Source organism: Nesterenkonia sandarakina, from assembly GCF_003003175.1.
Taxonomy (GTDB): Bacteria; Actinomycetota; Actinomycetes; order Actinomycetales; family Micrococcaceae; genus Nesterenkonia; species Nesterenkonia sandarakina_A.
In genome coordinates this window covers 23,200-42,928 of the sequence record NZ_PVTY01000018.1, presented here as the reverse complement: position 1 = coordinate 42,928, position 19,729 = coordinate 23,200, and the positions used below count along the sequence as shown (strand labels likewise).

The following is a 19,729-nucleotide window of genomic DNA, read 5'->3' as shown; positions in this document are numbered from 1 at the left end:
GCGCAGCTGGTGTCTTGGCGCCAGACCCGGGCGCAGTCCGCGCACCGGTAGCGGCGCACCCGAACCAAGAGGGTGGTGGGCCGCCAGCCCAGCGGCACATGGGCCATCCGGCGCACCACGGTGCCGATCGAGACGCCTTCGGCGCCGCAGTTCCGGCACCAGGGGTCGTGTTGGAGGACTCGGCATTCCAGCACGGCTCGGCGTTCTTCGAGGTGCTGGCCGGTGATGGTGAGTCCGAGCTGGTCGACCAGGCAGAAACTATCAATATCGGGGATGGCAAAAGTAGGCTTGGCCACGTCGAGGTCTTTCAGATGGGCAGTGTAGGAACTTCCATCTTCGGAAGGCCTCGACATCTATCTGTGCACCGCCACGCCAACGGTTGCTACACCCTCATCTGCGAAGAGCCTGTAAAGTTGCACCGGTGACCATCATGACTCTTCTCCTGCTCCTCGGCGGTTTCGTCCTGCTCGTCGGCGGCGGCGAGGCCCTGGTGCGGGGCGCAGCCTCGCTGGGCCGCACCGTCGGCCTGTCCTCGCTGATCATCGGCCTGACCGTGGTCTCCTCCGCGACCTCGGCCCCGGAGCTGGCGGTGAGCACCGGCGCCGCGCTGAGCGGCTCTCCCGGGCTTGCGCTGGGCAACGTGGTGGGCAGCAACATCGTGAACATCCTCTTCGTGCTGGGCCTGACCGCCATCTTCGGAGCGCTGGTGGTCAAGGTCCAGCTGATCAAGGTCGACATCCCGATCATGATCGGCTTCTCCGTGATCGCGCTGCTGATGGCCCTGGACGGCAATGTCAGCACCCTCGAGGGCGCCGTGCTGCTCGGGCTGATCGTCGCCTACCTCGCCGTCACCGTGGTGCTCGCGCGCCGTCAGACCGGCCGCGAGCAGGCTGCACCGAGCCCGGAGGAGACGCTCGACGTCGACCGGGCCGTGGGCGGCGGCGCCGTGAAGCTGACCAAGGGGCTGCGCACCACGAAGCGACGCTCGATCCTGGTGGACCTGGTGCTGCTCGCCGTGGGCATCGCGCTGCTCGTGGTGGGCGCGCAGATGCTGGTCTCCGCCGCGAGCACCATCGCGCTGTCCCTCGGGGTCAGCGACCTGATCATCGGACTCACCATCGTGGCCATCGGCACCTCGCTGCCTGAGCTCGCCACCAGCGTCATCGCCGCCCTGCGCGGGGAGCGCGACATGGCGGTGGGCAACCTGGTGGGCAGCAACATCTTCAACATCGGCGCCGTCCTCGGACTGACCGCGATCATCTCCCCGCTGGGCGTCGAGGTCGCCTCGGCGGCCGTGAACTTCGACCTGCCGGTGATGATCGCCACAGCACTGGTGCTGCTTCCGCTGGCATTCACCTCCCAGGCCATCGGGCGTCTGGAGGGACTGGTCCTGGTGGCGCTCTACAGCGCCTACGTGGTCTACCTGGTGCTCTACGCCGCGGGCCATGCAGCGCTGCAGCCGTTCAGCTCCGCGATGCTCTGGTTCGTGCTGCCGATCACCGGGCTCTGGATCACCGCCCTGGTCGGCTACGAGGTCGGGGTGCTGCGCACGCGTCGCGCGGCCCGCACCGCGCAGCCCGCGGACTCCGCCGACCCTGGGACGCCTGAGCCTGGCAGGCCCGGCCCCGGACGGACCGGGGCGCCGTAGCCGGATCAGCGAGTATCCTGTGTGAGGCCTGAACTCACGAATCTCACACCTGAATCCACCGCGCCGAAACCCCGCCCACGGAGCTCCGATGTCGATCTGCATGCGAAACGAGGCGTCACTCTCCCATGGCTCTGTCAGGTCTGCGCACAGCGCTCACGGCGAACCCCTCCTACAGGCGTGTCGCCGCCGCCGCCGCACATCCGGCCGGGGAGCGCACCGACGAGCTTCAGATCTCCTCGACCACCGGGCTCCGACCCGCGCTGATCGCCGAGATCGCCACCAAGCTGCGCAGCACCAGCGCGACCGGCACGCTGCTGGCGGTGACCGCCACCGACCGCGAGGCCGACGAGCTGGCCACCTCGCTCGCCGCCTACGCCCCGGAGGCCGCGGTCGCGCACTTCCCGTCCTGGGAGACCCTGCCGCATGAGCGGCTCTCGCCACGTTCGGACACCGTGGGGCGCCGGCTCGGGGTGCTGCGCCGGCTCGCCCACCCGGATGAGGCCGGAGGAGTGCTCGACGTCGTCGTCGCGCCGGTCCGCGCGGTGGTCCAGCCGCTGGTCGCCGGGCTCGGCGATCTCACCCCGGTGCGGCTGCAGGTCGGGGAGTTCGCCGACTTCGACCAGACCGTCGCGCAGCTCGCCGATGCCGCGTATTCGCGCGTGGACATGGTCACCCGGCGCGGTGAGTTCGCCGTGCGCGGCGGCATCCTCGACGTGTTCCCGCCCACCGAGCCGCACCCGGTGCGCATCGAGTTCTTCGGCGACGAGGTCGAGCAGATGCGATGGTTCGCCGTGGCCGACCAGCGCTCGCTGGACACCGAGTCCACCGAACACCCGGAGGTGCTCGACGCCGCGCCCTGCCGCGAACTGCTGATCACCGAGGCCGTGCAGGCCCGCGCCAAGGAGCTCATCGCGCAGATGCCGCACGCCGCGGACCTGCTCACCAAGCTCGCCGAGGGCATCGCCGCGGAGGGCATGGAGTCCCTGGCCCCGGTCCTGGTGCACAAGATGGTGCCGTTCGTGGATCAGCTGCCCGCCGGCTCGCTCACCGTGGTGATCGAGCCCGAGAAGACCCGAGGCCGCGCCCACGACCTCGCGGCGACCAACGAGGAGTTCCTCGCCGCCGCCTGGTCCGCAGCCCCCGACGGCGCCGCCGCACCGCTTGACCTCAGCGGCGCAAAGATCGGCAGCGAGCAGCAGGGCCTGGCCGCCGGCGGCTTCGCCAGCCTCGCGGAGACCCGCGAGGCCTCGATCGCGCACGGCGCCGGCTGGTGGTCGATGACCTCCCTGGGCCTGGACGAGGAGCTGGAGCAGGACGCCGACATCGTCTCGATCGCCTCCCGCGAGCCGATCGGCTACCGCGGCAGCGTCGAGGACGTGATGACCTTCCTGGGCGAGCGCGCGAAGGCGAACTGGTCCGTGGTGGTCACCACCGCCGCCTCCGGCTCCGCCCAGCGGGTCCACGAGCTGCTCACCGAGCACGACGTGCCCTGCGTCCGGGTGGACACCCTCGAGGATGTCCCCGCTCCGGGCACGATCACGATCTCCACGGCGAACGTCTCCGAGGGCTTCGCGGTGGACCCGCTGCAGCTGGCGCTGCTGACCGAGTCCGAGATGCTCGGCCGCGCGATCCGCCAGGACTCCGGCTCCGCCCGCAAGGTCCCCGCCCGACGGCGTCGACACGTGGTGGACCCGCTGGCGCTGAAGCCCGGGGACTATGTGGTCCACGAGCAGCACGGCATCGGCCAGTTCGTGGAGCTGATCCAGCGCAAGGTCGGCACCCCGCAGGCGATCAAGGCAGGCACCGCGGGCATCCGCGAGTATCTGGTCCTGGAGTACGCCGCCTCCAAGCGCGGCGGCGCCAAGGACCGGCTGATGGTGCCCACCGACCAGCTGGACCAGGTCTCCCAGTACGTCGGCGGCGAGGCGCCCTCGCTCTCGAAGATGGGCGGCAGCGACTGGTCCCAGACCAAGCGCAAGGCCAAGAAGGCGGTCAAGGAGATCGCCGGCGAGCTGATCCGGCTCTACGCCGCGCGCATGGCCTCGCGCGGGTTCTCCTTCGGCCCCGACACCCCCTGGCAGGGGGAGCTCGAGGACGCCTTCCCCTACGCCGAGACCCCGGACCAGCTCACCGCCACCGACGAGGTCAAGGCGGACATGCAGCGTGAGATCCCGATGGACCGGCTGATCTCCGGCGACGTCGGCTACGGCAAGACCGAGATCGCGATCCGAGCCGCCTTCAAGGCGGTCCAGGACGGCAAGCAGGTCGCGGTGCTGGTGCCCACCACGCTGCTGGTCTCCCAGCACTATGAGACCTTCACCGAGCGCTATGCCGGCTTCCCGGTGCGGGTGGCGCCGCTCTCCCGGTTCCAGACCGCCAAGGAGTCCAAGGAGACGATGGCCGGGCTGCGCGAGGGCAGCGTGGACATCGTGATCGGCACCCATCGGCTGCTCTCCAAGGAGGTGGACTTCCACGACCTGGGCCTGGTGATCATCGACGAGGAGCAGCGCTTCGGCGTCGAGCACAAGGAGCAGCTCAAGAAGATGCGCACCAACGTGGACGTGCTGGCCATGTCGGCCACCCCGATCCCGCGCACCCTGGAGATGTCCATGGCGGGGATCCGGGAGACCTCCACCCTGGCCACCCCGCCGGAGGAGCGCCACCCGGTGCTCACCTATGTGGGCCCCTACACTGACAAGCAGGTCTCCGCGGCGATCCGTCGCGAGCTGATGCGTGAGGGGCAGGTCTTCTTCGTGCACAACCGGGTCTCCTCCATCGACGGCACCGCCGCGCGGATCCGGGAGCTGGTCCCCGAGGCCCGGGTGGAGGTCGCCCACGGGCAGATGAGCGAGACCCGGCTGGAGCAGATCATCCAGGACTTCTGGGAGAAGCGCTTCGACGTGCTGGTCTCCACCACGATCATCGAGACCGGGCTGGACATCTCCAACGCCAACACCCTGATCGTGGATCGGGCCTCCACCTACGGGCTCTCCCAGCTGCACCAGCTGCGCGGCCGCGTCGGACGTTCCCGGGAGCGGGCCTACGCCTACTTCCTCTACCCGGCGGAGAAGCCGCTGGGCGAGGTCGCCCTGGAGCGGCTGCGCGCGGTGGCGGCGAACAACGAGCTCGGTGCCGGCCTGCAGCTGGCGATGAAGGACCTCGAGATCCGCGGCGCCGGCAACATGCTCGGCGGCGAGCAGTCAGGCCATATCGCCGGAGTCGGCTTCGACTTGTACCTGCGCCTGGTCGGCGAGGCGGTGGCGGACTACCGCGGGGACACCGAGGAGACCTTCACGGAGGTCAAGATCGAGCTGCCGATCAACGCGCACCTGCCCCATGACTACGTCCCGGGGGAGCGGCTGCGCCTGGAGGGCTACCGCAAGCTTGCGGCCGCGGACACCGAGGAGAAGATCGCCGAGGTCGTCACCGAATGGCAGGACCGCTACGGGGATCTGCCCGAGCCGGTGACCAACATCGTGGAGGTGGCCCGGTTCCGCAACCGCGCCCGGGCCGCGGGGATCCACGACGTCGGCACCCAGGGCAAGTTCATCCGGTTCGGCCCGGTGGCGGAGCTGGCGGAGTCCAAGACCATGCGCATGGAACGGATGTATCCGGGCAGCCAGCACAAGGCCACGATGAAGCAGGTGCTGATTCCGAAGCCCAAGACCAGCGGGATCACCGGTGTGGAGCTCACCGACGGTGAGCTGCTCGCCTGGCTGAATCAGGTCTTCGAGGCGATCTTCCCGCCGGTCTCGCCGGCACCGGTCTCACCCGCGCCGGCCTGACCTGTGCTGGTCCGGCCTGCGTGGGGCTCACCTGCGCCGGTCGGGCCTGAACCCGCTGCGCCGGCGTCGGCCTGTCCTGAACCGTCCTGGTCTGGACCGGTCAGATCCGCGCTGGGTCGGCGCAGCGCTGACCGGGGGAGCCCGTTCAGCGGCAGCGCCAGCGGGGTCCGGTTCACCGCCATGCCCAGGCTCCAGCAGATGACCAGCGCCGCCAGGGTGCGCAGCGGCGGGTTCTCCAGGCCGAAGAGGCGCAGCAGCAGGTAGAGCACGATCGCATGGGCGAAGACCACGAAGGTCGCCGTCTGGACCAGCTCGGCGATGACCACGCCGATGAGCCGTCCACGTCGCGACTGGTGCCGCGGCAGGGCCTGCTGCGTCCGGGGTCCGCCGAGCAGCGCGTTGATCGTGGTGGAGAAGACCAGCACCAGTCCGATGCTGATCAGCACCGAGACCGCGGGGGAGAGCAGGAAGGTCCCGAAGCCGGAGTATTTGATGTTCATGGTGCGCACTCCGCCGGCCACGGCGCCGAAGCCGATGATCAGGCAGAGCAGACCGATCCAGGGCTTGGCGGGCAGGTTCATGCCGCGCGGGGTCCGCATGAAGCGGCCAAACCAGTGGCCCGCCAGCATGAACCCCATGCAGGCCGGTGCCAGTCCGATCCCCAGCGGGGTGTAGCCCATGACGGATCCTGGGATCTGCGCCAGCGCGAATCCTGTGACCGCCACGGCGACGCCGACCCACCAGGGCTGGCTCAGCACCGCGCGCAGCAGCAGCGCGGCCAGGAAGAGCACCGAGATGAACCAGAACACCAGGAAGGGCATGTTCGTCATCGCGCCGCCGAAGAGCGCCTGCGGGACCGTCATCGGATCGAAGGGCCACGGCGTGGGGATCATCGCCAGCACCGCGAGGCAGAGCAGCAGGAACCAGACCAGGTAGGGCAGGGCCAGGCTGCGACTGCGCGCGAGGAGCTCCCCGCGCAGGGTCCGAGAGGTGGAGAAGAAGAACCCGGCCAGGAAGAAGAACAGCGGCATGCGCCAGATCTGGAGGTACTCGGCCCCCGGCATCCCGGCCCACGCGTGACCGAAGACCACCGCGGCGACCGAGATGACCCGCAACAGGTCGATCCCGAGATTCCGGGCGCGTGAGGGCCTCGGTGCCGGGGTGGTCATGGCTGCGTCAGGGGGTGCCGCGGTCAGCGGACGTGCGGCTCCGCAGCCGACTCACGCGAGGAGCTTGCGCGCGAGGCCATGGCGTCGAGCGGCTCGCCGTGTTCGCCGTGGAGGTCCTGCATGTCCAGCGAGTCCGAGCGCCCGATGATCTCCTTGGCCGCGTAGAAGGAGCCGCAGTACAGGACGATGAAGATGAGTCCCGGAATCCAGACCTGGTCCAGGTCCCAGAAGTTCAGCGCGACGATCGAACCGACGAGCATCAGGAAGACGACGAGGAACGCGGCGAGGTTGCCGACTAGATTGCCCTGACCCGAATAGGCCTTGACCTTACCGTTGCTGATCATGTGCTCCCCTTAGGATGCGGTGCGGTCTGCAGGAGGCACATCTCAGTAGCTTCCGGCAGCACCCGATGTGCTGGATTCTCTAGGCTCCACGATATCAAGAGAGGAGCTCGCCCCGATGCGTGTGGCGCCGGCGGAGACCATCGCGACGGCGTCGTCGTAGCTGCGGACCCCGCCGGAGGCCTTGATGCCCAGGCGGCCACCGACCAGGGAGTGCATCAGTGCGATGTCGGCCAGGGTCGCGCCGCCGCCGCCGAAGCCGGTGGAGGTCTTCACGAAATCGGCGCCGGCGGCCTCTGCGGCCCGGCAGACCAGCTCCTTGGCGGACTCGTTTAGCAGCGCCGTCTCGAGGATCACCTTCAGGATCGCGCCGCCTGCGTGCGCGGCATCGGCCAGCGCGCGGATCTGCGCCTCGACGTAGTTGCGGTCACCCGCATTGGCGGCGGCGATGTCCACCACCATGTCCACCTCCGCGGCGCCGAGCTGGACCGCTTCGACGGTCTCGGCCAGCTTCGACGCCATGGTGGAGGCGCCCAGCGGGAAGCCGACCACGGTGCAGGTCTTGACCTCGGTGCCGGCGAGCTCTGCGGCGACCAGCGGCACCCAGCGCGGGTTGATGCAGACCGCGGCGAAGGAGTGGGTGCGCGCCTCGGTCACGATCCGACGGATCGTGGCCTCGTCGGTGTCGGGCTTCAAAGCGGTGTGGTCGATCAGCGGCGCCATCTCGGCGGGGGTGGGGGTGTGCGTCATCGGGTCTCCTCGTGCATCTGCGGAACAACAAGTGGGTGGGGCGGCGGGGTCAGCTGAGCATGGACTCCATCGAGGTGCGCAGCTGTTCCAGCCGCTCGGCGGCCTGCGCGCGGGCTGCGCCGATGGCCTCGGGGTCGGCGTCGACGCCGGGCGTGTCCGCCACCGCTTCGAGATAGCACTTGACCTTAGGCTCGGTCCCGGAGGGCCGGACGATCACCCGGTCACCGGCTTCGGTGAGGTAGATCAGCGCGTCGGTCTTGGTCGCCTCGCTCAGCTCTGTGCCGGGCAGCGGGTCCTGGGTCAGGTCCAGCGACTCGACGACGGCGGAGCCTGCGATCTCCGCAGGCGGCTGCGCGCGCAGTGCCGCGGTGACCTTGCCCAGCTCGGAGAGATCGCTGACCCGGATGGTCACCTGACCGGTGACGAAGACCCCGGCCTCGGCGGCGATCTCGTCCAGGGCGGCGATCAGGCTGATCCCGCGGGACTTCAGCGAGGCTGTCATCTCGGCGAAGATCAGCGCCGCGGAGACGCCGTCCTTGTCCTTGACATGTTCGGGGTCCACATTGAAGCCGATGGCCTCCTCGTAGCCGAAGCTCATGTGCGCGACTCGGGCGAGCCATTTGAATCCGGTGAGCGTCGCGGCGTGGCCGACTCCGCGGACCTGGCACAGCCGTTCGAGCAGCCGGGAGGAGACGATCGAGTTCGCCAGGACCGGGGCGCCGCCGTCGGCCTGCGGACGCAGCGGACCGCGTTCCAGCAGATGCCGGCCCAGGAGGGCTCCGATCTCATCACCGGAGAGCTGGCGCCAGGCGCCGGCGGCGTCGTCATAGACCGCGGCGGAGAGCCGATCGGCGTCCGGGTCGTTGGCCAGCACCAGGTCGGCGTTCTCGGACTCGGCGGTCTTCAGCGCCAGGTCGAGGGCGCCGGGCTCCTCCGGGTTGGGGAAGTCTGCGGTGGGGAAGTCCGGGTCCGGCTCGAACTGCTCGGCCACCGGGGTCACCGTGAACCCGCCCGCGCGCAGCAGCGAGGTCACCATCTCCCCGCCCACGCCGTGCATCGCGGTGTAGACCACGTGCAGGTCGCGCTGCGGGTAGGTCTGCGGGTCCAGCAGCTCCAGCGCCTCACGCTCGTAGCTGCTGCGGGCCTCGTCGGTGACGGGGTGGGTCCTCGCAGCGCCGGCCGCGACATCGCTGCCGGCCTCGGGGGAGCTGGCTGAGGCATCGGCGGGGGTGTCGGCGTCGACGAGCTCGGCGATCCGGGCGGCGATGTCCTGATCGACCGGTGCCACGATCTGTGCGCCGACGCCACGGCCATGGGGCTCCAGGAAGCGGGAGAGCTCCCCGCCGAGGTAGACCTTGTACCCGTTGTCCTGGGGCGGGTTGTGGCTGGCGGTGACCATCACGCCGATCTCGGCGTCGAGCACCAGCACCTGGCGGGCCAGCAGCGGCGTGGGTCCCGGGCGGGTGAACAGGTGGACCTCCCAGCCGGCGGCGGAGAAGATCTCGGCAGTGTCCGCCGCGAACTCGTCGGACTGGTGCCGCGCGTCGAAGCCGATCACGATCTTGCGCGCCCCGCTGCGCATCAGGTCCTGCGGGTTGTCCGCACCCTGCTGGGCCCGGGCGAGCTGCTCCTCCGCGTAGCTGAGCATCCCGGCCGCGGTCTGGCGGACCACGAGGCGGTTCATCCGCAGCGGTCCTGGACCCAGCTCCGCGCGCAGACCGGCGGTGCCGAAGGCGAGCCGACCGGAGAAGAGGCGCTGCAGCTCCTCGGCAGCCGAGGCGTCCGAGTCCTCGGCGCGGGTCAGCAGCTGCGCAAGCGCGGACCGGGTCTTGGCGTCGGGGTCCATCTCGATCCAGCGGCGCACGGCGCCGAACAGGTTCTCGGTCATGGCGGTCTGCTCCCTCATCTCGGTCGGGGTATCGGGTCTGGGTCGGTCGGTCATCGTCGGATCATCGGTGGATGGCAGGGCACTCGGTCAGGGAGCGACGATGCGCCCGATGACCTGGGCCAGCAGCGCGGAGATCCGGGGAGCCGCGTCGCGTCCGGCGTCGAGGACCTCGGTGTGGCTCAGCGGCTCTGGGGAGATCCCGGCCGCCTGGTTGGTGACCAGGGAGATGCCGAAGACCTCCATGCCGGCGGCGCGGGCGGCGATCGCCTCCAGCGCGGTGGACATGCCCACCAGATCGGCGCCGAGGACTCCGGCCATCCTGACTTCGGCGGGGGTCTCATAGTGCGGGCCCGGGAACTGCGCGTAGACGCCCGCGGGCAGGTCGGGGTCGACCTCTCGGGCCACGGCGCGCAGTCGGGGGGAGTAGAGGTCGGTCATGTCCACGAAGTGCGCGCCGCGCAGCGAGGACGTTCCGGTGAGGTTGAGGTGATCGGAGATCAGCACCGGGGTGCCGGGCTTCCACTGCGGGTTCAGCCCGCCGCAGCCGTTGGTGAGCACCATGGTCGCGGCACCCGCGGCGGCGGCGGTGCGCACGCCGTGGGCGACGGCGTCCACGCCGCGCCCCTCGTAGTAGTGGGTGCGCGCTCCGATGACGAGGACATGCGCTCCGGAGCCGGTGCGGATGACCTTGAGCGTTCCGCTGTGGCCCGAGACGCCGGAGGAATGGAAGCCGGGGATCTCCTCGGCGTCGATCTCCGCGACGAGCTCGCCCAGCTGGGCGGCGGCGTCACCCCAGCCCGAGCCGAGGGTGCAGGCCAGGTCGATGGAGTCGACCCCTGCCTGTGCGAGCAGCGCACCGGCGGCCGCTTCGGCGAGCAGATTCGCCGGGGCGGTCGGGTCGTTGGTCGGGGTCAGCTCCGGATGCGGGACCAGGTGGTCTCCGAGTCCGTCGTTGGTCGGGGCACTGTGCTGGGTCTGGACTTTGTCGTGGCTCACAGGGATCAATCTACCGTCTGGGTGGGACACCGGGGCAGGCTGACGCGGCCCGTCGGATCCACAGCCTTGGGTCACATCCCTGTGCGGCGTATGACATTGGTGTCCCGACTGGGCAGAATGGGGCTGTGACTCCAACTAACGTGCAACGACGCTTCGCCCCTGACCGCATCGCCATCCTCGGGGGAGGCCCGGGCGGCTATGAAGCGGCCATGGTCGCCGCCGACGCCGGCGCGGAGGTCACCATCATCGAGGAGAAGGGCCTCGGCGGTTCGGCGGTGCTCACCGACGTCGTCCCGTCCAAGACCCTGATCGCCACCGCCGACGCGATGCGCCGGGTCAACGTCTCGCCCGCGTTCGGCGTGCGCTTCGGGGAACACAGCAACGGCACCGAGGATGCTGCCGTGGAGGACGCCGAGGAGGCCGAGGCCTGGGCGGACTTCTCCAAGGTCAATGAGCGTCTGCTCAAGCTTGCACACAGCCAGTCCCGCGACATCCGCTCCACCCTGGAGTCCTACGGGGTGCGGGTCATCATCGGACGCGGCAGGCTCGTGCCGCCGCACACCATCGAGGTCACCTCCGGTGAGCACTCCGGTGAGAAGATCGTGGCCGACGCCGTCATCGTCGCCACCGGAGCCCACCCGCGGGAGCTCACCTCGGCCAAGCCCGACGGGGTGCGCATCTTCAACTGGACCCAGGCCTATAACCTCATCGAGGCCCCGGAGCACATGATCGTCGTCGGCTCCGGTGTGACCGGTGCCGAGTTCGCCTCTGCCTACCGCCGGCTCGGTGCCGAGGTCACGCTGGTCTCCTCCCGGGATCAGGTCCTGCCCGGGGAGGACTCCGACGCCGCCACGGTGCTGGAGAACTCCTTCGAACGCGTCGGGGTCCACGTCGCCTCGCGGACCCGCGCCGAGTCCGTGGAACGCACCGAGAACGGGGTCGAGGTCCGGCTCACCAACGGTGAGGTGCTGCACGGCTCGCACTGCCTGATGGCCGTGGGCGGCATCCCGAACACCGCCGGGATCGGGCTGGAGGAGGCCGGAGTGGAGATCTCCGACTCCGGCCACATCCAGGTGGACACCGTCTCGCGGACCACCGCGAACAACATCTACGCCGCCGGGGACTGCACCGGGGTCATGCCGCTGGCCTCGGTCGCCGCGATGCAGGGCCGCGTGGCCGTGGCCCACATGCAGGGCGAGAGCGTCAAGCCGCTGAAGCTGCACCAGGTCGCGTCCAACGTGTTCACCTCACCGGAGATCGCCACCGTCGGGGTCACCCAGGAGCAGGTCGACTCCGGGAAGTACCAGGCCGATGTGATCAAGCTGGATCTGGCCACCAACGCGCGGGCCAAGATGATGAACATCCGCGAAGGCTTCGTGAAGATCTTCTCGCGGAAGGGCTCCGGCACCGTCATCGGCGCCGTCGTCGTCGCCCCGCGCGCCTCCGAGCTGATCTTCCCGCTCGCCCTGGCCGTCACGCACAAGCTCCACGTCGACGACGTCGCGACGACCTTCACGGTCTATCCGTCGCTGACCGGCTCGATCTCCGAGGCCGCCCGCCGGCTTCACCTCCACGTCACCGACCCAGAGGACTGACCCCGGATGAGCAGCAGCACCCCCGAGTCGACCGGCCCCGCGGCACTGTCGCCGCGCACCCCCACCGCGGTGGACGCCTTCGCCGAGGACTACTTCGAGCGGCTCCTGGCCCTGAACCCCGAGGAGGCCACGGTGCTCGGCCGCCCGGGGGTCGAGACGGAGTACGCCGACTACTCGCCCGCCGGCCGTGAAGAGGTCGCCGCGCTGCAGCGCGAGACGCTGACCCGGCTGGCCGAGCTTCAGCCCGCAGACGACATCGACGCGGTGACGCTGCATGCGATGGCCGAACGCATCGGACTCGACGTGGCGCTGCACGACTCCGGGCGCACCGAGCTGAACAACCTGGCCTCCCCGCCCCAGGGCGTGCGGATGGTCCTGGAGCTGATGCCCGCGCAGACCGAGCAGGACTTCACCCACCTGGCTGGACGGCTGCGCAATCTGCCGGCCGCGCTGGACGGATACTGGGCCTCCCTGGTGCACTCCGCCGAGCAGGGTCACGTGCCCGCCCGCCGCCAGGTCGAGGCGGTGGCGCAGCAGTGCCGCAGCTATGCCACCGACGACGGCGCGCTCGCCGGCTACCTGACCAGCGGCCAGCAGGCACAGGTCAGCGCCGCCACGCAGGACGCGCTCGCCGCCGGGACCCAGGCGGCCCAGCAGGCCTACCGGGTGCTGGCCCAGCGCCTCGAGACCGAGCTGCTGCCCCAGGCGCCGGAGACCGACGCCGTGGGCATCGAGGCCTACAGCCTGGCGAGCCGATACTTCACCGGGACCACGCTGGACCTGGGGGAGACCTACCGGTGGGGGCTCGAGGAGCTCGCACGGCTCGTCGCGGCGCAGGAAGATGTGGCCCAGCAGATCAAGCCCGGCGCCTCGGTCCAGGAGGCCAAGGCGATCCTCGACGCGGATCCCGCCCGACAGCTCGCCGGCACCGCCGCGCTGCAGGAATGGATGCAGCGACTCTCCGATGAGGCGCTCGCCGCGCTCAAGGACGTGCACTTCGACATCCCCGCCCCGATGGATGTCCTGGAGTGCATGATCGCCCCGACCCAGGACGGCGGGGTCTACTACACCGGTCCCAGCGACGACTTCTCCCGGCCCGGCCGGATGTGGTGGTCGGTCCCGCCCGAGGACGAGAGCTTCACGACCTGGACCGAGACCACCACCGTCTACCACGAGGGCGTCCCGGGGCACCATCTGCAGATCGCCACCGCCACCCTGGTGAAGGACCGGCTGAACTCCTGGCGCCGCCACGGAAGCTTCGTCTCGGGCTTCGCCGAGGGCTGGGCCCTCTACGCCGAGCAGCTCATGGCCGAGCTGGGCTTCCTCACCGACCCCGGCGACCTGATGGGGATGTATGACATGCAGCGGATGCGCGCGGCCCGGGTGGTCTTCGACATCGGGGTCCACTGCGGCTTCGAGGCTCCGCCGGAGTTCGGCGGGGAGACCTGGACCCCCGAGCGGGGCAAGGAGTTCCTGCGTGCACACCTCCCGATCTCGCCCGCGCAGCTGGACTTCGAGTTCACCCGCTATCTGGGCTGGCCCGGGCAGGCGCCCTCGTACAAGGTCGGTCAGCGGGTCTTCGAGCAGATCCGCGCCGAGCGCGAGGCGGCCGCCCAGCAGGCAGGGGAGACCTTCGACCTGCGGGCCTTCCACACCGAGCTGCTGGCGCTGGGCATGGTCGGACTGGACACGCTGCGATTCGCGATGCGGCCATGAGGCTGTTCTCCGGCCGGAACCACGCCTGGCCGGTGAGCCCTGCAGTCCAGACCCCCGCGGGACGCGTGGAGCTGCGACCGCTCACGCTCCAGGATGAACATCGCTTCATGGCGCTGCGGGTCCTGAACACCCAGTGGCTGCAGCCCTGGGACGCCACCACCCCCGAAGACCCGGATCCCCGCGACTCGGCCTCCAGCTTCCGGCAGATGGCCCGCAATCTGACCCGCAGCGCGCAGGCCGTCACCCATCTGCCGTGGCTGATCTGGTTCACCCCTGCCGGGGAGGCGGCCCGGCTGGTCGGGCAGCTCACCGTGGGTCCGATCATCGGCGGCTCCGCGCGGACCACCTCGCTGGGCTATTGGCTCGATGAGGGACACGCCGGGCAGGGGATCACCCCGATGGCGGTGGCGCTCGCCGTCGACCACCTCTTCTTCGAACGCAGCCTGCACCGGGTCGAGGTCGCCGTGCGCCCGGAGAACGCCGCCAGCCTGCGGGTCGTGGAGAAGCTGGGATTCCGCGAAGAAGGGCTGCGGCTGCGGTTCCTGCACATCCACGGCGCCTGGCGCGACCACCGCTGCTTCGCGCTGACCCGGGAAGAGATCGGCGAAGGACTTGTGGCGCGTTGCCGCGGATCACAATCAGGTGTCGGATAGGCTCACCCTGTACTTCATGAAGGGCAGGGGGCCAGAGATGCTGGGCATGGAACACACCGAGAGTGCTTTCCTCTCCGCTGTGCAGGGCCTGCCCATCCCCTCCTCCGCCCTGATAGCCCTGATCGCGGTGCTCTTTCTGGGCACCCTGGTCCTGCGCGGACAGCGCCAGGCCAGCAGCTTCGCCGATCTCGAGCCTGCTCACCAGGACGCCGCCGCGGCCGAGCAGGACGCTCCGCAGCAGGAGCCCTCCTCGACGCCGCCGACCGGCACCACCGCCCACCCCGACACCGACCGAGGGGCGACAATGTCTTCCACCACTGACTCTTCACGCGACGCTGATTCTTCACGCGCCGCAGAGGCCCAGCACCGCGCTGGCTCCTGGCGCAGCGATTCCGCACGCGCAGCGGCCGGTTCACCCGGCCGGCCCTCCGGGTTCCACCTGCACTGGGGGCGCACCCTGGTGGCGCTGCTCGGAGTGCTCGCCCTGTTGACTGCGGTAGTGACCGGGATCCTCGCCCCGCTGACCGCGGTGCCCGCCGCGGTGCCGCTCAGCGCCGCTGGGATCTTCCTGCTCTCGCTGGTGACGATGCGGACCATGGCGGTGCTGCGCCGACGCAGCCAGCGTCGGGCCCGCGTGCAGTCAGCCATCGAAGAAGCGATGAACCCGCTGCAGGCCACGCCCTGGGAGCGCCCGGCGCGCGCCGGGCTCTTCGACGCGCTGAGCTCCGATGACCGCGGAGCCGGCGGCCCGAACTCGCTGCAGCAGATCGACGAGGACGGACTTCCCGTCGGTCTGGAGCGCACCTTCGGAGCCGACGTGCAGGCTTCCGGCACGGTGCTCGGCGAGGCAGCCGAGCCGGTCGGTCCGTGGGAGCCGCGCGCCGTGCCGCGCCCGAAGTACCTGGAGCTCGACAAGGCGCAGCGGGTCGAGCCCGAGGCGCTCAAGGCGCAGACCCCTGCTCCGCGCAGCGACGTCAAGCTCACCCAGCGCCGCTTCCTGGACCCGCAGCCTCCCGCCGAGCAGACCCCGGCCGTCGGCCACGGGCCGGTCGAGCAGGACCGTGCGGCGGAGCAGCTCAAGGGGCCGAAGCACGACTCCATGAATCTCGACGAAGTGCTCAAGCGCCGGCGCGCCTGATGTCAAAAGGCATGACCCCAGCCGAGCTGGAAGCCAGGCAGCTGGCGTTCATGGAGTCCTATGACGCGCATCCGCCGATCGCGGAGGCCATTCAACACACCGGGGTCTACGCGACCAGCGTGCACCTGGAGTCTCTGCAGCACCGTCCGGGTGCCGGGGTGACCGGGGTCTACCGGGTTGCCACCGGGCGCCCGGTGATGCCGCGCGGAGGACCCGCCGGCGCCTACACCGAGACCTCCGATCATGTGGACGAGCTCTACGTGGGCATGACCACCGAACCGGTGCCCGCCGATGCGGACGGCGTCGTGCAGTCACACAGTCCCTACGGCCGGCTCTCCATCTGGCAGCACCCGCTGGACCCGTCGCTGCCGGGGCTGCGCATCGCCACCGACCCCGACTCGGTCCGCAACGTCTGGGGCGCAGGCCGTGACCTGATCAGCCTGGAGACCATCAGCTACCGGCCGCTGCGCCGGGCGGTGATCGCCGCCGAGTTCGACGACGGCACTCGACTCTTCCTGAAGGTCCTGCGCGCCCGCCGCGCCGATGAGCTGCATACCCGCCACCAGCTGCTGCTCGACGCCGGGATCCCGGCCGCCGTGCCGGTGCGTGAGCCGGTGCTCGACGTCGTCGCCCTGAAGGAGGGTCCGGGGGAGTCCCTGGCCGAATACTTCCTCGCCGACGGCGCCGCCGGTGCCGCACCGGAGCAGTTCATCGAGCTGCTCGAGAAGCTCCCGGCCGAGGTGATGACGCTGCCGGCCCGAGAAGCCTGGACCGACCGGCTCTCCGCCTACGCCACGGCCGCGACCTCCGCCCTGCCCGAGGCCGCCGACCGCATCCGCGCGCTGGTCGAGCACATCAGCGCGGCACTGCCGATGACCGACCGCGGACCGGTGGTCCCCACCCACGGGGACTTCTATGAGGCGAACCTGTTGATGCACGGTGGCGAGGTCTCCGCGCTGCTCGACGTCGACTCGCTGGGGCCGGGACACCGGGTGGATGACCTCGCCTGCTTCCTGGGCCACCTCGCGGTGCTGCCTGCCGTAGACGCCCGGTACATCCATGTCCCCGCCGCGTTCCAGCGCTTCGCCGCCGGGTTCGCAGCCACCGTGGATGCGCAGGCGCTGCGCGTGCGCACCGCATCGGTGGCGCTGTCGCTGGTGGCTGGGGCGCGGGACACCCGCAGACAGCACTGGCAGGCCCAGGCGGAGCACCGACTCAGCTGCGCCGAGGCCGTGGTGGGTCTTCGCCCGCCGGAGCCTGCGCTGCCGCAGTGGCCGAGACGCTAGGACCTGTTCAGCTGCGCATGCGGCGCTTGAGCCGGGTGAGCTTGCGGCGCAGATCGGCGGCCGCCTCGGCCTTGCCCTGGCGCATCAGCGCCTCGATCTGACCCTCGAGCGCATCGGCCATCAGGGTCGGACTGGCCTCGCGCTCGTCGGTGGACATCCGGAAGATGGTCTCGGCCTCGTCGGCGCGCCCCATCTCCAGCAGCACCTTCGCGGCGAAGACCTCGGCGTCCCCGGCTGAGTCCTCGTCCCCGGCCTCGGCGAAGAGGTCAGCGGCTTCCAGGCCCGCGGCCACCGCCTTGGTCCCATCGCCCAGGGCGGTCCAACCGCGGGCGAGTGAATCGGTGATGTCCGCCCGCTGCCAGGTGGTGCCGTGCTCTCGAGCCAGCGCCAGCGCCCGGTCCAGGTGGGCGATCCCGGTCTGGTCCTCGGCCCGGGTGAGCAGGTGCCCCAGGGAGTGCAGCGCCTGGAACAGCACCTGCGGGTCCAGGTCCTCGCTGTGCTCCACCAGCTCGAGTCCACGTTCGTAGTGGCTGCGGGCCACCTCCAGGCGCTCCAGCGAGGCGGCCAGCGCGCCGGCGGCGAGGTGGGCACGGGCTGATTCATCGGTCTCACCGATCTCGCTGAAGATCTCCGCCGCCTCGTTCCAGTGCGACATCGCTTCCAGCGGGCGCTTCAGATGCGTCACCGCGTGACCGAGCCCCATCAGCGCCCGAGCCCGGGTGGAGCGATCCTCCTCGGATCCGCCCAGCCGCACGGAGAGCGCATCAAGGACCTTCTCGGCCTCGGCGTAGTCGTCCAGCTCCAGGAGCTGCTGTCCCAGGGCCAGGGTCAGCAGCCTCGATTCGCGGAACTCTCCGAGCTCGGCCTGCTGCACGGCGACCCGCCAGGCGAGGACCGAGGCCTCGCCGTCGTCCTCTTCTCCGGTCAGCCCGGCCAGCAGCGCCGCGGCCGAGGCGGCTCCCTTGCGCACCCGAGCGGCGGCATAGAGCTCGACCGAGCGCAGCGCGGACTCGATCGCGACGAGGTTGCGGTCTTCATGATGGTGGATCGTGGCCTGCAGCATCGCCATCGCGCCGTGCACCGCACGGTTCGCCGGGGCGCCGAGCACCAGCTCCGCGGTGGTCAGCGCCTGGGTGGTCTCCCCGGAGAGCAGCAGCGTGTGGGCCAGGAACATCCGAGCCCCGGCCAGCGCCTCGGGCCGGTCCAGCGTGGACAGGATGGTGCAGGTCTCCTGCACCAGGGGCAGAGTGAGTTCGGGACCCTCGTCCTGGAGCCGGCGCACCGCCAGCGAGGAGAGCACGTCGGCGAGCTCCACTGAGACCTGGCCGGAGGACTGATCCTCGGCGCGCAGGTCCTCCGCGACCCGGGCGAGGATCTCGCCTTCGACCCGGTCGGGTTCCCGCAGCAGCATCGCGCCGAGATCGTCTTCGAGCCGGGCCTGGCGGAACCGGCCCAGATCGCGCAGCAGGCTCAGCCGGGCAGCGATGAACGGAGCGGCGGCGGCGGAGTCTCCGCGCATCTCGTGGACGCCGGCCAGAATGCGCAGCAGCATCAGCCGGTTCTCCGGATCTTCTCCACCAGGGGAGCTCAGTCCGGCTTCGGCGGCCTCAGCGGCCGAGCGGTAGCGTTCGCCGTAGGCGCCCTCATAGGCGAGGTCGAGCCATCCGGCGGCATCGGCGGCGGGCACAGTCGTGCCACCGGCGGCCTCGAGGAGTGCCGTCAGACGCGGAATCAGCGGACTCGTCATCTTCACCAGACTAGCGCCGATCCGGCGCCGTCGTAGAATGACGCTCATGACTTTTTCCCCTGTGACGCCTCGGCGTGCCCGCCGCGTCTCGGGGATCACCACTGTTGCCGCGGTCGCGGTATGGACGGCGACGGGGTGCTCGCCCCCGCCACCGGCGGAGGAGCCCACCGGGAGCGCCGCCGAGCGGGCCTGGACCATCGCCGTGGGGGAGCATCCGCTGGATCAGACCATCGCCAATGTCTACGCCCTGGCGCTGAACTCCCGGGACACGCCCGCGGTGGTGGAGACCTCAGATCGCGGCCCCGGTGATGTGGTCACGGCGGGGGAGTCCGATCTCGTCATCGGCCGGTCCATGGCCCTCGCGCGGGAGCTGGACCCGGAGGCCTTCGGCGAGCTGGAGCAGCCCAGCTCGGCGGAGCTGCTCGGCGTCATCGAAGACAGCCTCGACGAGGACGCGCAGCTGCTGGAGCCCTCTTCGGCGGTGCTCGGCAGCTCCCTGGTGATCACCACGGTCACCGCCCAGCTCAACGAGATCGCCACCGAGGGGGAGGTCGATGACCCCGCCTTCGCTGCGGCCTGTGACGAGCTGCGCATCGGCGTGCGCCCGGATCTGCCGGAGCCAGGACCGCTGCTGGCCGAGATCTATGACTGCGAGCCCGCCGAGATCGTCGTCGCGGAGGAGTCCGAGCTGATCAACGACGTGATCACCGCCGAGCTCGACGCCGCGATCGTCACGACCTCACACCCCGGCATCGAGGAGCAGGCGCTCATCGCGCTCACCGACGCCGAGCGCGCCTTCCCGCAGGAGCAGTTCGTCCCGGTGGTCTCCGCGGAGGTCGCCGAGGAGGTCCCCGGCGTGGCCGTGGAGCTGGCGCAGGCGCTCAATGAGGACGCCCTGGTCACGCTGCGCCGGCTGGTCGACGGGGAGCAGGCGCTGAGCCCGCAGGAGGCCGCCGAGTACTGGCTGGTCCAGGAGGGCTTCGTCGCAGAGCCCGAGGACTGGGGCTGAGCGCGCGC

General features: G+C 70.4%; 15 protein-coding genes. 8 read left to right on the top strand and 7 right to left on the bottom strand.

Going from position 1 to position 19,729, the window contains the following annotated elements:
* On the bottom strand, nucleotides 1-296 hold a 296-nt coding region (locus BCL67_RS13150; protein WP_146131169.1), incomplete at its 3' end, for a transposase family protein.
* 134 nt (nucleotides 297-430) lie between these two features.
* On the opposite strand from BCL67_RS13150, the gene BCL67_RS13145 reads away from it, so the two are divergent.
* Entirely contained in the window at nucleotides 431-1,648 is a 1,218-nt protein-coding gene (locus BCL67_RS13145) for a calcium/sodium antiporter (protein WP_308738007.1), read from the top strand.
* Between the two features lie 125 nt (nucleotides 1,649-1,773).
* Complete coding sequence (gene mfd, locus BCL67_RS13140; protein WP_106123882.1) at nucleotides 1,774-5,433, top strand: transcription-repair coupling factor; 3,660 nt, start codon at nucleotides 1,774-1,776, stop codon at nucleotides 5,431-5,433.
* Here the strand turns inward: mfd and BCL67_RS13135 are convergent.
* The 5 genes from BCL67_RS13135 to BCL67_RS13115 form a co-directional block, all read right to left on the bottom strand.
* A complete protein-coding gene (locus BCL67_RS13135) occupies nucleotides 5,370-6,602 on the bottom strand; it encodes an acyltransferase family protein (RefSeq protein WP_106123881.1) in 1,233 nt (410 codons plus the stop codon). The two genes, mfd and BCL67_RS13135, sit on opposite strands and share 64 nt — an antisense overlap.
* A 23-nt stretch (nucleotides 6,603-6,625) precedes the next feature.
* Entirely contained in the window at nucleotides 6,626-6,946 is a 321-nt protein-coding gene (locus BCL67_RS13130; RefSeq protein WP_106123880.1) for a hypothetical protein, read from the bottom strand.
* Between the two features lie 42 nt (nucleotides 6,947-6,988).
* Nucleotides 6,989-7,693 carry a deoxyribose-phosphate aldolase gene (gene deoC, locus BCL67_RS13125; RefSeq protein WP_106123879.1) on the bottom strand — a complete coding sequence of 235 codons (705 nt, stop codon included), beginning with the start codon at nucleotides 7,691-7,693 and terminating at the stop codon, nucleotides 6,989-6,991.
* A 49-nt stretch (nucleotides 7,694-7,742) separates the two neighbouring features.
* On the bottom strand, nucleotides 7,743-9,581 hold the full coding sequence (locus BCL67_RS13120) for a phospho-sugar mutase (RefSeq protein WP_106123888.1): 1,839 nt from the start codon (nucleotides 9,579-9,581) through the stop codon (nucleotides 7,743-7,745).
* Between the two features lie 87 nt (nucleotides 9,582-9,668).
* Nucleotides 9,669-10,496 (bottom strand): purine-nucleoside phosphorylase, encoded by an 828-nt coding sequence (locus tag BCL67_RS13115; RefSeq protein WP_106123887.1) that lies wholly within the window; start codon nucleotides 10,494-10,496, stop codon nucleotides 9,669-9,671.
* A 290-nt stretch (nucleotides 10,497-10,786) separates the two neighbouring features.
* On the opposite strand from BCL67_RS13115, the gene BCL67_RS13110 reads away from it, so the two are divergent.
* Genes BCL67_RS13110 through BCL67_RS13090 form a run of 5 tightly spaced genes read left to right on the top strand, consistent with a single transcriptional unit; the run spans nucleotide 10,787 to nucleotide 16,965 of the window.
* Nucleotides 10,787-12,172, top strand: a complete 1,386-nt coding sequence (locus tag BCL67_RS13110; protein WP_374955653.1) for an NAD(P)H-quinone dehydrogenase — start codon at nucleotides 10,787-10,789, stop codon at nucleotides 12,170-12,172.
* A gap of 6 nt (nucleotides 12,173-12,178) precedes the next feature.
* On the top strand, nucleotides 12,179-13,888 hold the full coding sequence (locus BCL67_RS13105; protein ID WP_106123877.1) for a DUF885 domain-containing protein: 1,710 nt from the start codon (nucleotides 12,179-12,181) through the stop codon (nucleotides 13,886-13,888).
* 32 nt (nucleotides 13,889-13,920) lie between these two features.
* Nucleotides 13,921-14,541 carry a GNAT family N-acetyltransferase gene (locus BCL67_RS13100; protein WP_258175068.1) on the top strand — a complete coding sequence of 207 codons (621 nt, stop codon included), beginning with the start codon at nucleotides 13,921-13,923 and terminating at the stop codon, nucleotides 14,539-14,541.
* Nucleotides 14,542-14,557: 16 nt separating this feature from the next.
* Nucleotides 14,558-15,679, top strand: coding sequence for a hypothetical protein (locus BCL67_RS13095; protein ID WP_146131168.1), 1,122 nt, complete (start codon nucleotides 14,558-14,560; stop codon nucleotides 15,677-15,679).
* An 11-nt stretch (nucleotides 15,680-15,690) separates the two neighbouring features.
* Nucleotides 15,691-16,965 (top strand): phosphotransferase, encoded by a 1,275-nt coding sequence (locus tag BCL67_RS13090; RefSeq protein ID WP_106123874.1) that lies wholly within the window; start codon nucleotides 15,691-15,693, stop codon nucleotides 16,963-16,965.
* Nucleotides 16,966-16,972: 7 nt separating this feature from the next.
* Here the strand turns inward: BCL67_RS13090 and BCL67_RS13085 are convergent, their stop codons facing one another.
* The gene (locus BCL67_RS13085) at nucleotides 16,973-18,712 is read right to left on the bottom strand and encodes a tetratricopeptide repeat protein (protein ID WP_146131167.1); all 1,740 of its coding nucleotides are present in this window, start codon (nucleotides 18,710-18,712) and stop codon (nucleotides 16,973-16,975) included.
* A 46-nt stretch (nucleotides 18,713-18,758) separates the two neighbouring features.
* Between BCL67_RS13085 and BCL67_RS13080 the strand changes: the two genes are divergently transcribed.
* The gene (locus BCL67_RS13080) at nucleotides 18,759-19,721 is read left to right on the top strand and encodes a glycine betaine ABC transporter substrate-binding protein (protein ID WP_146131166.1); all 963 of its coding nucleotides are present in this window, start codon (nucleotides 18,759-18,761) and stop codon (nucleotides 19,719-19,721) included.
* Nucleotides 19,722-19,729: the final 8 nt, after the last annotated feature.

Bases quoted from the DNA above. Each gene is read 5' to 3' on its own strand.
- BCL67_RS13130 (WP_106123880.1), bottom strand. From the start codon at position 6,946: ATGATCAGCAACGGTAAGGTCAAGGCCTATTCGGGTCAGGGCAATCTA.
- BCL67_RS13135 (WP_106123881.1), bottom strand. From the start codon at position 6,602: ATGACCACCCCGGCACCGAGGCCCTCACGCGCCCGGAATCTCGGGATC.
- BCL67_RS13120 (WP_106123888.1), bottom strand. From the start codon at position 9,581: ATGACCGAGAACCTGTTCGGCGCCGTGCGCCGCTGGATCGAGATGGAC.
- BCL67_RS13085 (WP_146131167.1), bottom strand. From the start codon at position 18,712: ATGACGAGTCCGCTGATTCCGCGTCTGACGGCACTCCTCGAGGCCGCC.
- BCL67_RS13105 (WP_106123877.1), top strand. From the start codon at position 12,179: ATGAGCAGCAGCACCCCCGAGTCGACCGGCCCCGCGGCACTGTCGCCG.
- mfd (WP_106123882.1), top strand. From the start codon at position 1,774: ATGGCTCTGTCAGGTCTGCGCACAGCGCTCACGGCGAACCCCTCCTAC.
- BCL67_RS13110 (WP_374955653.1), top strand. From the start codon at position 10,787: ATGGTCGCCGCCGACGCCGGCGCGGAGGTCACCATCATCGAGGAGAAG.
- BCL67_RS13095 (WP_146131168.1), top strand. From the start codon at position 14,558: ATGAAGGGCAGGGGGCCAGAGATGCTGGGCATGGAACACACCGAGAGT.
- deoC (WP_106123879.1), bottom strand. From the start codon at position 7,693: ATGACGCACACCCCCACCCCCGCCGAGATGGCGCCGCTGATCGACCAC.
- BCL67_RS13145 (WP_308738007.1), top strand. From the start codon at position 431: ATGACTCTTCTCCTGCTCCTCGGCGGTTTCGTCCTGCTCGTCGGCGGC.
- BCL67_RS13080 (WP_146131166.1), top strand. From the start codon at position 18,759: ATGACTTTTTCCCCTGTGACGCCTCGGCGTGCCCGCCGCGTCTCGGGG.
- BCL67_RS13090 (WP_106123874.1), top strand. From the start codon at position 15,691: ATGACCCCAGCCGAGCTGGAAGCCAGGCAGCTGGCGTTCATGGAGTCC.